Origin of the sequence: Billgrantia endophytica (assembly GCF_002879615.1) — a bacterium.
Classification (GTDB): domain Bacteria; phylum Pseudomonadota; class Gammaproteobacteria; order Pseudomonadales; family Halomonadaceae; genus Halomonas; species Halomonas endophytica.
Genome location: NZ_PNRF01000032.1, coordinates 177,378 through 190,712, shown reverse-complemented (window position 1 = coordinate 190,712; position 13,335 = coordinate 177,378). Strand labels below are relative to the sequence as shown.

The following is a 13,335-nucleotide window of genomic DNA, read 5'->3' as shown; positions in this document are numbered from 1 at the left end:
GGGCAACCATGACATCTTTCAGGCCTACTCGGGGGGCACCTCTCACCGGCTTTCGCCGGCGCCACCCTGGCCGGCCAGCCAGGCCCGCTTGGCTGCCGGACTGAGCCGCTTGATATCGGCTTCGAGCCGCAGCGCCTCACCCTGGCTGCCTGCCGCCTGTTGGTGTACCAGGGCCAGCGGGCCCTTGCCGCGCAGCGCCCTGGCACCGCGCTTGCCATGGCAATGCTCCGCGAAACGACGCGCCACATTGGTGGTGACGCCGGTATAGAGGGCGCCACTGGCAGTTTCGATCATGTAGAGGTGCCAGCAGCGCGACACCGCAGAAGGCGCGTCAGTGGACACTGGCCAGGCGCTCACGAAAATCGCGGATAACCGTATCGTAGCGGTGCGGGTCGGCCGCCCGCCCTGCCTTGAACACTGCCGAGCCGGCAACCAAGGTATCGGCACCTGCCCGAGCGATCTCGGCGACGTTATCGATGTTGACGCCCCCGTCGACCTCGAGGCGGATGGCCCGTTCCGATGCATCGATCCGTTGGCGCGCTTCCCGTAATTTCGCCAGCGTAGCGGGAAGGAAAGCCTGCCCACCGAAACCCGGGTTGACGCTCATCAATAGCACCATATCCACCTTGTCCATGACGTAATCGAGGTACGACAGCGGCGTGGCCGGGTTGAAGACCAGCCCGGCCTTGCAACCCCCGTCGTGGATCAACTGCAGCGAGCGGTCGATGTGATCGGAGGCTTCCGGATGGAAGGTGATGTACGTGGCGCCCGCCTCGATGAAGTCACCGATCAGTCGATCCACCGGCCGTACCATCAGGTGCACGTCGATGGGGGCGGTAATGCCATGCTGGCGCAGCGCCTCACAGACCATGGGACCGATGGTCAGATTCGGGACGTAATGGTTGTCCATGACGTCGAAGTGGACGATATCGGCGCCGGAAGCCAGCACGTTGTCCACCTCTTCGCCCAGGCGAGCAAAGTTGGCGGAGAGGATGGAGGGGGCTATGAGAAAATCGCGGGTCGCGTCGGTGATTGGCGCATCGGTCATAGGCGGGTGTCCAGGCTGTCCCTCGGAAGAAGGGTTTATTCTATCAGGATCCGTCAGAAGCCGGGAAACGAGACCGGAGCCAGAGAAGAAAGCGCCACAGTCATATCTCCAAATAGAATAAAAACTATGATTGTAATTCCTGTTTTGCAGGATTACCCTTACGACAATCCGCCTGCTATCTGGAGTCACATGCATGTATGCACTAAAACGTTTTCACCGTGCCGTGGTTGCCATTGTCTTGGGCGCCAGCCTCACGGCTCCCGCCATGGCCAGCGACCGCGAGTTGCTCAACTCCTCCTACGACATCGCCCGTGAGCTGTTCTCCGCCATCAACCCGGAGTTCCAGGAGTGGTGGCAGGCCGAGCACGGTGAGAGCATCGCAGTCCAGCAATCCCATGGTGGCTCCTCAGCCCAGGCCCGCTCAATCCTGCAGGGCCTGCGCGCCGACGTGGTGACCTACAACCAGGTCACCGATGTGCAGGTGCTGGCGGATGCCGGCCTGGTTGACGAGGATTGGCAGGAGCAGTTCGACAACAACGCCTCGCCCTACTACTCCACCACCGCGTTCCTGGTCCGCGAGGGCAACCCCAAGGGCATCGAAAATTGGGACGACCTGGCTCGCGACGACGTGAGCCTGGTGTTCCCCAACCCCAAGACCTCCGGCAATGCGCGTTACACTTACCTGGCCGCCTGGGGCTTCGCCGAGGAGGCGTTCGACGGCGACGAGGAGCAGGTTCACGATTTCATGCGCACCTTCCTGCGCAACGTGGCGGTGTTCGATACCGGCGGCCGTGGCGCCACCACCAGTTTCATCGAACGCGGCATCGGGGATGTGCTGATCAGCTTCGAATCCGAGGTCAACAACATCCGCGGCGAATATGGCGAGGATGACTATGAAGTCATCGTGCCTCCGATCAGTATCCTGGCGGAATTCCCGGTCGCCGTGGTACAAACCAACGCCGAACGCAACGGCAATGATGACCTGGCCCGCGGCTATCTGGATTACCTCTATACCGAGGAGGGACAGCGTCTGCTGGCCGGCTTCAACTACCGCGTCCATCACGAGGCCGTGGTGGAGGAATTCGCCGACCAGTTCCCCGAGACCGAGCTGATGCGGGTGGAGGATATCGTCGGCAGTTGGGAAGAGGCCATGGACGCCCATTTCTCCGGCGGCGCCCTGCTCGACCAGTTGCAACGTCGCTGAGACGACCGCCACAGACGTCATGAGACAGACGCCATGAGACGCCAGTCATGAGCACCAGATCGCTTTCCATCGGTATCGGCAGCACCCCCAAGCGGGTGCTGCCTGGTTTCGGCTTGTCGCTGGGCATCAGCCTGACTTTCGTCTCGCTGGTGCTGCTGCTGCCGTTGACCGGGCTCGTCGGGCAGCTGGCGGACCTCAGCCTGGCCCAGTACTGGGCGATCATCAGCGATGGACGTGTGGTAGCCAGCTATATCGTTACCATCGGTGCGGCGGCGGTGGCCGCCATCGTCAATGCCGCCTTCGGCCTGCTGTTGGCCTGGGTGCTGGTACGCTACGAGTTTCCCGGCAAGCGTCTGCTCGACGCTCTGATGGATCTGCCCTTTGCCCTGCCCACGGCCGTGGCCGGCATTACCCTGGCCACGCTCTACTCCAGCAACGGTTGGATGGGGCGCCTGCTGGAGCCGCTGGGCCTGCAGGTCGCCTATACCTGGGTGGGCATCGCCCTGGCCATGGCATTCACCAGCATTCCCTTCGTGGTGCGCACGGTGCAGCCGGTGCTGGAAGATATGCCCGTCGAGGTGGACGAGGCGGCCCTGACCCTCGGCGCGTCGGATGGAACCGCCTTTCGACGGGTGATCCTGCCGCATCTTTGGCCGGCGCTGGTCACCGGCACCGGGCTTGCCTTCGTGCGCTCGCTTGGGGAGTTCGGCGCGATCATCTTCATCGCCGGAAACATGCCCTACGAGACCGAGATCACCTCGCTGATGATCTTCGTCCGGCTGCAGGAATATGACTATGCCGGCGCCTCGGCCATCGCCTCGGTGATACTGTTCGTGTCACTGGCACTACTGCTGGCCATCAACATCTGGCAAGGTCGCTTCATCAAGCGATTGCATGGAGGGCGCGGCTGATGCAGCGAATTGGTGATGCCCCGGCGGTCCGGCGCCTGCTCGTCTTCCTGGCCGTGGCTCTGTCGGCCCTGTTCCTGTTGCTGCCGCTGGTCGCGATCTTCGCCCAGGCCTTCGCTCAGGGCATCGGAGTGTTCTGGGCCAACGTCAACAACCACTACACGCTGGCGGCCATCAGCCTCACCCTCTTCGTCACCGTGCTCACGATACCCATGTGCCTGGTATTCGGTGTGGCCCTGGCCTGGCTGGTGACCCGCTTCAGCTTTCCCGGCAGGCGTATCCTGCAGACGCTGATCGACATCCCCTTCGCGGTCTCGCCCGTCGTCGCCGGTTTGATCTATCTGTTGCTCTACGGACGCAACGGCTGGCTCGGGGGCTGGCTCGACACACACGACATTCAGCTGATGTTCGCCTGGCCGGGCATTCTGATGGTCACCATCTTCGTGACCTGCCCCTTCGTGGCGCGTGAGCTGATTCCACTGATGCAGGCCCAGGGCTCTCGCGAGGAGGAAGCCGCGGTAACGTTGGGCGCACCGGGCTGGACCATCTTTCGCCGGGTCACGCTGCCCAACATCCGCTGGGCACTGCTCTATGGCGTGATCCTGACCAATGCGCGGGCCGTGGGCGAATTCGGCGCCGTCTCGGTAGTGTCCGGGGCGATACGTGGCCAGACCAATACGCTGCCACTGCACCTGGAGCAGCTCTACCAGGACTACAATACCGTGGGCGCCTTCGCCAGCGCATCGCTGCTGGCCTTGATCGCCCTGCTCACGCTGGCCGCCAAGGCCAGCATGGAATGGCGCGCTGCGCGCCGGGAGGTTCATGCATGAGCATCCGCCTACAGAATGTGGCCAAGCATTTCGGCAACAGCCGCGCCCTGGAGCCGCTGAACCTGGATATCCGGGACGGCGAGCTGGTGGGTCTGCTCGGACCATCGGGTTCCGGCAAGACGACCCTGCTTCGCATCATGGCGGGCCTGGAATCGGCCGATCGGGAACCCGCCGGCCGCATCCAGTTCGGTGATCGCGACGTGACCAACCTCCATGTGCGGGATCGCCGTGTCGGCTTCGTCTTCCAGCACTATGCCCTGTTTCGCCACATGTCCGTCTTCGATAACGTGGCATTCGGACTGACCGTGATGCCACGCAAGAGCCGGCCTACCAGCGGTGAGATCCGTGCCCGCGTGCACCGCCTGCTGGAAATGGTGCAGCTCGAGCAACTGGCGAATCGCTACCCCGCCCAGCTCTCCGGCGGCCAGCAGCAGCGTGTCTCCCTGGCCCGGGCGCTGGCCCTGCGCCCGGATGTCCTGTTGCTCGACGAACCCTTCGGCGCGCTGGATGCCAAGGTACGCCAGGAGCTGCGTCGCTGGCTGCGTCACCTGCATGACGAACTGAATTTCACCAGCGTCTTTGTCACCCATGATCAGGAAGAGGCCCTGGAGCTATCCGATCGTGTGGTCGTGATGAGCAATGGACGCATCGAGCAGATCGATACGCCGGATGCGTTGTATCGCGCACCAGTCAACCGATTCGTGTTCGAGTTCCTGGGGGACGTGAACCACCTGGAAGGCTCCGTGCGCAGTGGTGTGCTCACTTGCGGCGATGCCAGCCTGAAGGTGGCATTACCCGACGGCGAGGATGAGCTGTTGCTGCGCCCCCATGAGGTGGAGCTGGTGGAAGCTCCCACCGCCGACGCTCACCTGCCTGTTACCGTCACCGCCATTTCACCGGTTGGTGCCGAAGTGCGCGTGGAACTGGAAGCCGACTGGCTGGGCGAACCCTGGCTGGCCACGATACGCCATGCCGACTTCGAGCGGCTGAACCTGGCCCGCGGTGTGCGGCTCTTCGCGGTGCCCCGTCGCTGGCACCGATTTCCCGAGGAGCGGACTGCCGCGGCAATGAGCCTCCTCGAAACCGTGTCCTGACCCGGCAAGGCCATCACGGCCTCGTCCTCTCCGCCCGATGGATTCCCCGCGGCCCTCCTCGATCAGGAGGGCCCCTGGCGATGGGGAATGATGCCATGGCGAAGCGTTTTACGTCAGGGTCGATGAAGAACGTTATACTCGCCCTTTGCGTCACTACCGCGTCTCGACGAGACGGATTCTTTCTCAAACCAGGCTCGTATCCTGTGCATCAGGCCCAGGGATCGAGCCCCATCATGACACTCGGGAGAGTCGGATGCTTCGACGTCACTTCTTGCGTGCCGGTGCCGCCATGCTGGCCGGGGCCATGCTGGCTGGCTGCGCCAGCCCCCACTACCTGCAGTTGAACCCCCAGCGCAGCGCCGACGTGCCAAGTACCGGCAGCGGCCAGTCCATCACCGTCATGGCAGTCGATGATCGTGACGGTGAAGTGATCGGCACCCGTACCGGCAGTGCCATGTCGACCGCCACCATTACCGTCAGCGCTCACGAACTGATACCGCACCTGCAGCGCGAGGCCGAGCGCGCCGTCAGCGACATGGGCTTCTCGCCCACCACTCAAGCTGCCGATGGGCAGCCCAGCCTCACCCTGACATTGCTGCACCTGGGCTACGAGCGGGGCGAAAGCCGGCCGGTCATCGACGAGGCCCGCCTGGAAGCCGTACTCGAGGCCAGGGTGGTCAACCGGGGCAACACCTATACCGGTACTTATACCTCACGGCGCACTCAAAGCTTCGCCGTGCGCCCGGACCGGGACACCAATACCCGCATGCTCAATGACCTGCTCAGCGACGCTCTCGACCGTGCCTTCCGCGACCCCGAACTCGGTCAACTGCTGGCCCGCTGAGCACAGCGCCACACCATGACGACACGTCGGGTCATGGGCAAAGCAGAGGCCCGCGGCGAACCATCGCCCAGATACTCTCGCGAAACCCGCTGCCCTCTTCCGGATCACCATCTTCCAGGTGCGTGACCTGGAAGTTGGGCTCAAAGAGCTCACGGACTTCCTCTGCGGTGACAGTGAAGGGAGGACCACCGTCGTCACCGGGCGCACGCGTGAGGCTGACCAGCAGCCCGCGGGCCCCCGGCGGTATCAGTTGGGCGAGATGGAAGGCATAACGTTGACGGGTCGCCGGGGGAAGCGCAATCAGTGCCGCTCGGTCGTAGAAGGCGCCGATCTCTGCGGCCTGCTCGATATGGAAATGAAAGAAATCCCCACACCAGAGCTCCACGCTTCCCTGACGACAGACGGAGAAAGGGCCCTGTTGATAACGCGACACCTCCCCCCGGCCCTCGGCAATGAACTGCTCGATAGCCTCTTCGGCCAGCTCGATACCCAATACCGGATGATCGTGCCGCGCCAGCCAGCGCATGTCGAGGCTCTTGCCGCATAGCGGCACCAGCACCTTGGTGCCGGGCTTGGCACCAAGCAGAGGCCAGTACCGGATCAGGGCGGGATGCGTATCCGAGCGATGAAAACCGATTCGACCCTCACGCCACCGGTCCAGCCATTCCCGAGCCATGGGGTCTCCTCAGAACCAACGGTCACGCTTGCGCCGCTTGCGGGGCAAGTGGGGAACGATCAGCCCGACCAGCAAGCCCGCACCGGCCACACCGCCGCCATACATGAAGTAGCGCATCAGCAGGTCCTCTTCCTGGGTGTCCAGCCTGGCCTGGAGCTGGCGGATGGTCTGGCGCGCCTGGTCGGCTTCACTATCGAACTGCTGGCTGCGTGCTTCCAGTTCGGCGATGCGCTGCTCACGCACTTCCAGCGTCTCGGTCATCGCCGAGACCCGCCCTTCCCAGGTCTCGTTGATACCGTCCAGCTCGGCCTGGAGCGCCACGACCTGGCTCTCCAGGTCGGGCAACTGTTCCCGGGCACTGGGTTCCTGCTGCAACTCATTGCTCAATATCCAGACCGTATTGCCTTCACTGTTCTCGACCCGGCTGTAGTTACCGCTGGTCTCGAGAACCGTCACCGGCTCACCAGACGTCAGGGTGCCGACGATCCGATACCCGTCCGTCGGTCCGCTGCGCACGTAGGTCGTCAGCTCGTCGGACACCCACCGGGTACCGTCATTGTCCTGCTGGGCTTGCAATGGCAGGGTCACGAGCCCCAGGGCCACACCCGCCAACAGTGTCTTGAATCGTTGCATCGTCATGCCGTTGTCCTGGCTATCGAAGGCTCCTGCGGCAGCTGCTTTGCCGCGACCTGTATGCCGTTGCCGAACCTCCCGTTCTAACGACGGCCGATGAGACTGCTGTCTTCTTGAGTCTATCCACAGCTTCTGTGGATAAGTCCCGGGAAAACCGCTGGAAAGTAACCGACACATGCAGCCCGGCATGGTTCGGCGCCCAACTGGTCAATTCCTGACCAGCCCTCAGCGCTCCCGAGTCGGCGGCATCGGGCCGCGCGGGAACTCCGCCACCCGACCTTCGCTCTTGACTGCCCGCGGCGTCCCCTCACGCTCCACCTCATCGATACGGACGATGGAGTTGATGGGCAAATAGCTTCGCGTCACACCATCGAAGGTATGACGCAGCCTGTCGGCAGACGGGTCCACCACCAGCTTCGAACCATCCTGGAAAACGAATTCCTCGACTTCGATGAACCCCCAGAGATCGCTCTGGAAAATCTCGCGGGCATACAGTTCCCAGACTTCACCCTGCTGGTGAAAAACCACCCGATAGATCGGCTTGGCCGCCATAAAACCGTGTTTCCTTCCCGTACGAATTTGCCGTTCTGCGCCACCGGATCGGGGCGCACCCATGCCGATTCGCAAGGGTATCACATTGACATCCTCCCCTTCCTCTCGCTGACGCTCACCACCCAAAGAAAGGGCGGAAAGGAAGGGGATTCCTACCGTGTTCAGCCCACCAGGGCTGACTCACCTCGGTGGGTTCCTGCTGCTGGCGACATTACCGCATCGCTCACTTCACAGGCGAACCGGCATGTCCTGCCCTTAACACATTGATCGCGCCGACCACATCGGCGTGTTCCGCGAAACCGCAATCCACGCACTCGAAGCGCGCCTGGGTCCGGCGATTGTCCGCCGACACATGGCCACACTCGGGACAAGTGCGGATGGTGTTCCGCGGCGGCACGGCAATGAGCCAACCGCCGTTCCACGCCAGCTTGTAGTCCAGTTGACGACGGAACTCGAACCAGCCCTGATCGAGGATGGCCTTGTTCAGGCCGGACTTGGCCCGAACGTTTCGGCCCGGCTGTTCGGTAGTGCCTGCCGCCGACTGGCTCATGTTACGTACCTGCAAGTCTTCGATGCATACCATCGCGTGGGTTTGACTGATGGTGGTCGAGGTCTTGTGCAGGTAGTCGCGGCGGGCATTGCCGATGCGGGCGTGGAGTCGCTGGACGCGGGCTTTGGCCTTCTTCCAGTTGTTGCTGAATCGGGTCTTGCGGCTCATGGCCTGCTGCGCCTTGCGCAAGGCCGTTGCGTGTCGCTTGACGCTGTTGAGGGGTTCGACGAGTGACCCATCCGACAACGTGGCAAAGCGGGCAATCCCCATGTCGATACCGACCGCGCGGGTGGCTTTCGGCACCGGCTGTTCAACCTCGCGTTCGGTCTGAATTGCCACGAACCATTTGCCGCATGATTGGCTCACGGTGACGTTCTTCACCCGACCCAACACGTCTCGGCTGTTGCGATAGCGCAGCCAGCCAAGCTTGGGGAGGAAGACGCGGCTATTGCCCTGGTCAAGCTTGATCTGCTTGGGGCCGGGATAGCGGAAGCTGTCGCGCCGGCCTTTCTTCTTGAAGCGCGGGACGTCGGCCCGCTTGGCGAAGAAGTGCGCGTAGGCGCGCTCCAGGTCTTTCAGCGACTGTTGGAGCGGGTGGGTCACGGGGTATCATCGCTACGACGCCAGCCGGTGAGCCGCTTGCACAGTGCCGCATGGCCCAGCATCTTCTCGCCCCGCTCGTGACGCTCCTTCTGCAACGCCAGCGCCTTGTTGAACACGAACCGGCACGAGCCAGCGAAGCGGCGCATGTTGCGCACCTGCTCGCCTGTCGGTATCAGTTCGTATTTGAAGGCCTGGAGGCGTTGCATTACCGCACCTTGGCTGTATTGATATACAGCACTATAGAACAGCTACGCTGTTCACGCTATCCTTCCTCGGTCTGAACGCCGAGGCTTGTCGCGCAACGGGTCAATGGGGGGCAAGGCGACCATGCTGGCCCCGCCGCGAGTGCTTCCGTATAATGATTGACCTTCGAGAACGGCCCCTGCGACCGTATCCGCGACGCTCCACTCACCGGTGACGCACACGTCGGGCAACCGACCATGGCCTCTATTCTTATGGCGAAGAAACTCTTCATCAAGACTCATGGCTGCCAGATGAACGAGTACGACTCCGCGCGCATGGCGGACCTGCTCGGGGAATCCCACCAGCTTGAATTGACCGACGACGAAGGCGATGCCGACGTCATCCTCCTCAACACCTGCTCGATTCGCGAGAAGGCACAGGAGAAAGTCTTCCACCAGCTTGGCCGCTGGAAGAAGCTCAAGGAAGCCAAGCCCGACCTCGTGATCGGCGTGGGCGGCTGCGTGGCCAGTCAGGAAGGCGAGGCCCTGCGCAAGCGAGCCCCCCACGTGGACATGGTGTTCGGCCCACAGACCCTGCACCGCGTACCCTCGATGCTGGATGCCCGCCGCAACGACCAGATCTCGGTCGTCGACGTGACGTTTCCGGAGATCGAGAAGTTCGATCACCTGCCGAGCCCAAGCTCCGATGGAGCCACTGCCTTCGTTTCGGTCATGGAAGGCTGCTCCAAATACTGCACGTTCTGCGTGGTGCCTTACACCAGGGGCGAAGAGGTGTCGCGACCCTTCGAGGGGGTAATGGAGGAAGTGATCCATCTCGCCGACCAGGGCGTACGTGAAATCAATCTGCTGGGCCAGAACGTGAATGCCTACCGGGGCGAGAACCTGCTGGGCGACGAGATCGACCTGGCCGAGCTGATCAGCTGCGTGGCGGCGGTGGATGGTATCGACCGGGTGCGCTTCACCACGTCTCATCCCGTTGAGTTCTCCGACACCCTGATCGAAGCCTACGGTGAAGTGCCGGAGCTGGTCAGCCACCTCCACCTTCCGGTGCAGTCGGGCTCCGACCGCATTCTCGCGGCGATGAAGCGCGGCCATACCGTGGAGGAATACGTCGAGAAGATGGAGCGCATCCGCGCGCTGCGTCCGGACATCAGCTTTTCTTCGGACTTCATCATCGGCTTCCCCGGCGAGACCGAGGCCGACTTCGAGGACACGATGGCCTTGATTCACCGTATCGGATTCGACCACTCCTTCAGCTTCGTCTATTCGGCTCGCCCAGGCACACCGGCGGCGAGTCTCGACGACGATACGCCGGAGAGCGTCAAGAAACAGCGCCTGGCGATCCTGCAGGATCGCATCATTCAGCAGGCGATGCAGATCAGTCGCCGGATGGTGGGCTCGACCCAGCGCATCCTGATCTCCGGGTTCTCGCCCAGGGACCCGGGCCAGCTCTCCGGGAGAACCGAGAACAACCGGGTAGTCAATTTCCGCGCGCCCAACCCCACGGCCCTGATCGGCCACTTCGTCGACGTGACCATCACGGAAGCGCTACCCAACTCGCTACGCGGCGAGTTGGCTTCACCAGCGCTACACTGATTGACGCTGCCACGGAACGCTCTGCCTCGGCGCATTCTGCCATTGCCCCGGCCTTCGCCGGGGCAGTAAGCTGGGCACTACCTACACGCAACGCATGGATCCCCCTGTCTTGAGCCAGCAAACCTCTCAGGCGAACCGCATCATCACATTGAGCCTCGAGCCCAATGACCCCCAACGACTGGCCAATCTCTGCGGCCAGCGAGACGAGCACCTGCAACTGGTCGAGGAACGACTCGGTGTCACCCTGCGCAATCGCGGCAACGTGTTCCAGTTGGCCGGGCCAGGGCCGCGGGTGAAGGCCGCGGCGAATGTCCTCGAGCACCTTTATCGGGAAGCGGAAGCCAGCCAGCTATCGCCGGATACCGTGCATCTTTTCCTGCAGGAGTCCGGTCTCGAGGCGCTGGAAGAGGACGAAGGGCACAGCGACGGAGAGGTGCTGCTGCGCACGCCGAAGGTACTGATCAAGCCGCGCGGACAGAACCAGCAGGGTTACGTCTCGAGCATCCGTACCCACGACATCAATTTCGGCATCGGGCCAGCCGGTACCGGCAAGACCTACCTGGCCGTGGCCGCGGCGGTGGAGGCCCTCAACCAGCAGGAGGTGCGCCGTATTCTGCTGGTACGCCCCGCCGTGGAAGCCGGCGAGAAGTTGGGTTTCCTGCCCGGCGACCTGGCTCAGAAGATCGATCCCTACCTGCGCCCGCTCTACGACGCACTCTATGAAATGCTCGGCTTCGAGCAGGTGGGCAAGCTGATCGAGCGCCAAGTGATCGAGATCGCCCCGCTGGCCTATATGCGCGGACGCACGCTGAACAATGCCTTCATCATCCTCGACGAAAGCCAGAACACGACTCGCGAGCAGATGAAGATGTTCCTGACCCGGATCGGCTTCGGCTCCACGGCGGTGATCACCGGCGACGTGACCCAGGTCGACCTGCCCCGCGGCCAGAGCTCGGGCCTGATACAGGTACTGGAAGTCCTGCGGGGGGCCGCCGGCATCGGTGTGACGCACTTTGCCGCCAAGGATGTGGTTCGCCACCCCCTCGTGCAGCGGATCATCGAAGCCTATGAAAGCTTCGAGGCCGACCAGGAGGTTCAGGAGCGCGCCCGCCAGGAGGCACGCACCCGCGAGCGCGAAATATTGCGCCAGGAACGCGAACGCCACAGGGGCGACAGCGCGACATGACCCCTTCACCGGAAGTGGACCGACAGGTAGCCTCGTCGAGCAAGACGCTACCGGAACAGGGCCAGCTCGAAGCCTGGGTCGCAGCCGTACTGGCCCGCCACCCCGAAGAAACGCGGCTCGAGATCACCATCCGCTTCGTCGACAGTGAAGAGAGCCAAGCCCTGAACCGCGACTACCGTGGCAAGGATCGGCCCACCAACGTGCTGTCGTTTCCATTCGAAAACCCTCCCGGTATCCAGCTCCCTCTACTCGGCGACCTGGTAATCTGCCATCCGGTGGTCGCACGGGAAGCCCTTGAGCAGCGCAAGAACCTGGAAGAACACTACGCACACCTGGTTGTTCATGGCACCCTGCACCTGCTGGGCCACGATCATCTCGAAGAGGACGAAGCGGAAACGATGGAACAGCTGGAGCGCGACATACTGGCCGGTCTATGCATCGAGGATCCCTATGCGCCTCCCCGATACATTCACGACAACGAGCGACACTTCGACAGCAAGGACGAGAGACTCGATCCATGAGCGAAGACCGATCGACCGGCCAGGGCGGAAAGTCCTGGCTAGAAAGACTACTCGGCGCCCTTTCAGGTGACAATGACGGCCCCAGTTCGCGGGATGAACTGATGGAGTTCCTGCGCCAGGCCGCCACCCGGCTGAAGCTGGAACAGGACGCCATGATGATCATCGAGGGGGCTCTGCAGATCAGCGATCAGCAGGTACGCGAAGTCCTGATCCCCCGCTCCCAGGTCGCAGCCATTGCCGCTGACCAGCCTCCGGAAGAGTACCTGACGCTGATCCACGAGACCGGTCATTCCCGCTACCCGGTGATCGGCGAGAACCTCGATGAGGTCAAGGGGTTGTTACTGGTCAAGGACTTGTTACAGTTGCTCAACTGTCCCGACGAGGAGCGTGAGCGTTTTCGGATAGAGGATGTCCTGCGTCCCGTCATGTTCGTCCCGGAGTCCAAGCGACTCAACAGCCTGCTCAAGGAGTTTCGCGACACTCACAACCACATGGCGGTGGTGGTCGACGAGTATGGCGGCACGGCAGGCATCGTGACCATCGAGGATATCCTCGAGCAGATCGTCGGCGACATCGAGGATGAACACGATACCGACGAGGACGATGACATCCGCGAGCTGGGCGAAGGTCGCTATGCCATTCGCGCCCTGACACCCATCGAGGATTTCAACGAGCGCTTCGGCACGCGTTTTTCCGACGATGAGTTCGATACCGTGGGTGGCCTGATCATGCAGCGCTTCGGTCACCTTCCCGGACGCGGCGAGCATGCCGAACTCGGCGGCTGGCGTTTCACCGTACTCAATGCCGACAACCGGCGCATCCGACTGCTGGAAGCCGCCGCGTGCGATGAGTCGCTTTCCCAGAACGAATGAACGATACCCCGGATA

Annotated in this window: 16 protein-coding genes; 9 read left to right on the top strand and 7 right to left on the bottom strand. The window is 62.7% G+C overall.

Annotation, left to right across the window (positions count from 1 at the left end):
• Positions 1-42: 42 nt before the first annotated feature.
• Together C1H69_RS16370 and rpe are read right to left on the bottom strand one after the other, a co-directional pair.
• Positions 43-318, bottom strand: a complete 276-nt coding sequence (locus C1H69_RS16370; RefSeq protein ID WP_422666904.1) for a GIY-YIG nuclease family protein — start codon at positions 316-318, stop codon at positions 43-45.
• A gap of 13 nt (positions 319-331) precedes the next feature.
• Positions 332-1,048: a ribulose-phosphate 3-epimerase gene (gene rpe, locus C1H69_RS16365; RefSeq protein WP_102654444.1), complete on the bottom strand. Its 717-nt coding sequence runs from the start codon at positions 1,046-1,048 to the stop codon at positions 332-334.
• Between the two features lie 193 nt (positions 1,049-1,241).
• Here rpe and cysP point away from each other — a divergent pair, with 193 nt between their 5' ends.
• From cysP to C1H69_RS16340, 5 genes are all read left to right on the top strand, one after another.
• Complete coding sequence (gene cysP, locus C1H69_RS16360) at positions 1,242-2,252, top strand: thiosulfate ABC transporter substrate-binding protein CysP (RefSeq protein WP_102654443.1); 1,011 nt, start codon at positions 1,242-1,244, stop codon at positions 2,250-2,252.
• 47 nt (positions 2,253-2,299) lie between these two features.
• Positions 2,300-3,163 (top strand): sulfate ABC transporter permease subunit CysT, encoded by an 864-nt coding sequence (cysT, locus tag C1H69_RS16355; protein ID WP_102654442.1) that lies wholly within the window; start codon positions 2,300-2,302, stop codon positions 3,161-3,163.
• Positions 3,163-3,990, top strand: a complete 828-nt coding sequence (cysW, locus tag C1H69_RS16350; protein ID WP_102654441.1) for a sulfate ABC transporter permease subunit CysW — start codon at positions 3,163-3,165, stop codon at positions 3,988-3,990. Before cysT ends, cysW begins: the two co-directional genes overlap by 1 nt.
• Positions 3,987-5,084, top strand: coding sequence for a sulfate/molybdate ABC transporter ATP-binding protein (locus C1H69_RS16345; protein WP_102654440.1), 1,098 nt, complete (start codon positions 3,987-3,989; stop codon positions 5,082-5,084). Before cysW ends, C1H69_RS16345 begins: the two co-directional genes overlap by 4 nt.
• A gap of 253 nt (positions 5,085-5,337) precedes the next feature.
• Positions 5,338-5,928: a YajG family lipoprotein gene (locus C1H69_RS16340; protein WP_102654439.1), complete on the top strand. Its 591-nt coding sequence runs from the start codon at positions 5,338-5,340 to the stop codon at positions 5,926-5,928.
• Between the two features lie 31 nt (positions 5,929-5,959).
• On the opposite strand, the gene C1H69_RS16335 is transcribed toward C1H69_RS16340, so the two are convergent.
• The 5 genes from C1H69_RS16335 to C1H69_RS23870 form a co-directional block, all read right to left on the bottom strand.
• Positions 5,960-6,604, bottom strand: coding sequence for a thiopurine S-methyltransferase (locus tag C1H69_RS16335; RefSeq protein WP_102654438.1), 645 nt, complete (start codon positions 6,602-6,604; stop codon positions 5,960-5,962).
• Positions 6,605-6,613: 9 nt separating this feature from the next.
• Positions 6,614-7,243 carry a TIGR04211 family SH3 domain-containing protein gene (locus C1H69_RS16330; RefSeq protein WP_102654437.1) on the bottom strand — a complete coding sequence of 210 codons (630 nt, stop codon included), beginning with the start codon at positions 7,241-7,243 and terminating at the stop codon, positions 6,614-6,616.
• 219 nt (positions 7,244-7,462) lie between these two features.
• Positions 7,463-7,789 (bottom strand): DUF1820 family protein, encoded by a 327-nt coding sequence (locus C1H69_RS16325; RefSeq protein ID WP_102654436.1) that lies wholly within the window; start codon positions 7,787-7,789, stop codon positions 7,463-7,465.
• 223 nt (positions 7,790-8,012) lie between these two features.
• Positions 8,013-8,942 (bottom strand): RNA-guided endonuclease InsQ/TnpB family protein, encoded by a 930-nt coding sequence (locus tag C1H69_RS16320; protein ID WP_205738514.1) that lies wholly within the window; start codon positions 8,940-8,942, stop codon positions 8,013-8,015.
• Complete coding sequence (locus C1H69_RS23870) at positions 8,939-9,148, bottom strand: helix-turn-helix domain-containing protein (RefSeq protein WP_205738513.1); 210 nt, start codon at positions 9,146-9,148, stop codon at positions 8,939-8,941. Before C1H69_RS23870 ends, C1H69_RS16320 begins: the two co-directional genes overlap by 4 nt.
• A gap of 249 nt (positions 9,149-9,397) precedes the next feature.
• Here C1H69_RS23870 and miaB point away from each other — a divergent pair, with 249 nt between their 5' ends.
• From miaB to C1H69_RS16300, 4 genes are all read left to right on the top strand, one after another.
• Positions 9,398-10,741, top strand: coding sequence for a tRNA (N6-isopentenyl adenosine(37)-C2)-methylthiotransferase MiaB (gene miaB, locus C1H69_RS16315; protein ID WP_102654435.1), 1,344 nt, complete (start codon positions 9,398-9,400; stop codon positions 10,739-10,741).
• Positions 10,742-10,850: 109 nt separating this feature from the next.
• The gene (locus C1H69_RS16310; RefSeq protein ID WP_102654434.1) at positions 10,851-11,927 is read left to right on the top strand and encodes a PhoH family protein; all 1,077 of its coding nucleotides are present in this window, start codon (positions 10,851-10,853) and stop codon (positions 11,925-11,927) included.
• A complete protein-coding gene (gene ybeY / locus C1H69_RS16305; RefSeq protein ID WP_102654433.1) occupies positions 11,924-12,448 on the top strand; it encodes an rRNA maturation RNase YbeY in 525 nt (174 codons plus the stop codon). Before C1H69_RS16310 ends, ybeY begins: the two co-directional genes overlap by 4 nt.
• The gene (locus tag C1H69_RS16300; RefSeq protein WP_102654432.1) at positions 12,445-13,320 is read left to right on the top strand and encodes an HlyC/CorC family transporter; all 876 of its coding nucleotides are present in this window, start codon (positions 12,445-12,447) and stop codon (positions 13,318-13,320) included. The genes ybeY and C1H69_RS16300 overlap by 4 nt, the downstream gene beginning before the upstream one ends.
• The last annotated feature ends 15 nt before the right edge of the window (positions 13,321-13,335 follow it).

Coding starts and splice junctions, on each gene's coding strand:
- rpe (WP_102654444.1), bottom strand. CDS start 1,048: ATGACCGATGCGCCAATCACCGACGCGACCCGCGATTTTCTCATAGCC.
- cysP (WP_102654443.1), top strand. CDS start 1,242: ATGTATGCACTAAAACGTTTTCACCGTGCCGTGGTTGCCATTGTCTTG.
- cysT (WP_102654442.1), top strand. CDS start 2,300: ATGAGCACCAGATCGCTTTCCATCGGTATCGGCAGCACCCCCAAGCGG.
- cysW (WP_102654441.1), top strand. CDS start 3,163: ATGCAGCGAATTGGTGATGCCCCGGCGGTCCGGCGCCTGCTCGTCTTC.
- C1H69_RS16345 (WP_102654440.1), top strand. CDS start 3,987: ATGAGCATCCGCCTACAGAATGTGGCCAAGCATTTCGGCAACAGCCGC.
- C1H69_RS16340 (WP_102654439.1), top strand. CDS start 5,338: ATGCTTCGACGTCACTTCTTGCGTGCCGGTGCCGCCATGCTGGCCGGG.
- C1H69_RS16335 (WP_102654438.1), bottom strand. CDS start 6,604: ATGGCTCGGGAATGGCTGGACCGGTGGCGTGAGGGTCGAATCGGTTTT.
- C1H69_RS16330 (WP_102654437.1), bottom strand. CDS start 7,243: ATGACGATGCAACGATTCAAGACACTGTTGGCGGGTGTGGCCCTGGGG.
- C1H69_RS16325 (WP_102654436.1), bottom strand. CDS start 7,789: ATGGCGGCCAAGCCGATCTATCGGGTGGTTTTTCACCAGCAGGGTGAA.
- C1H69_RS23870 (WP_205738513.1), bottom strand. CDS start 9,148: ATGCAACGCCTCCAGGCCTTCAAATACGAACTGATACCGACAGGCGAG.
- miaB (WP_102654435.1), top strand. CDS start 9,398: ATGGCGAAGAAACTCTTCATCAAGACTCATGGCTGCCAGATGAACGAG.
- ybeY (WP_102654433.1), top strand. CDS start 11,924: ATGACCCCTTCACCGGAAGTGGACCGACAGGTAGCCTCGTCGAGCAAG.
- C1H69_RS16300 (WP_102654432.1), top strand. CDS start 12,445: ATGAGCGAAGACCGATCGACCGGCCAGGGCGGAAAGTCCTGGCTAGAA.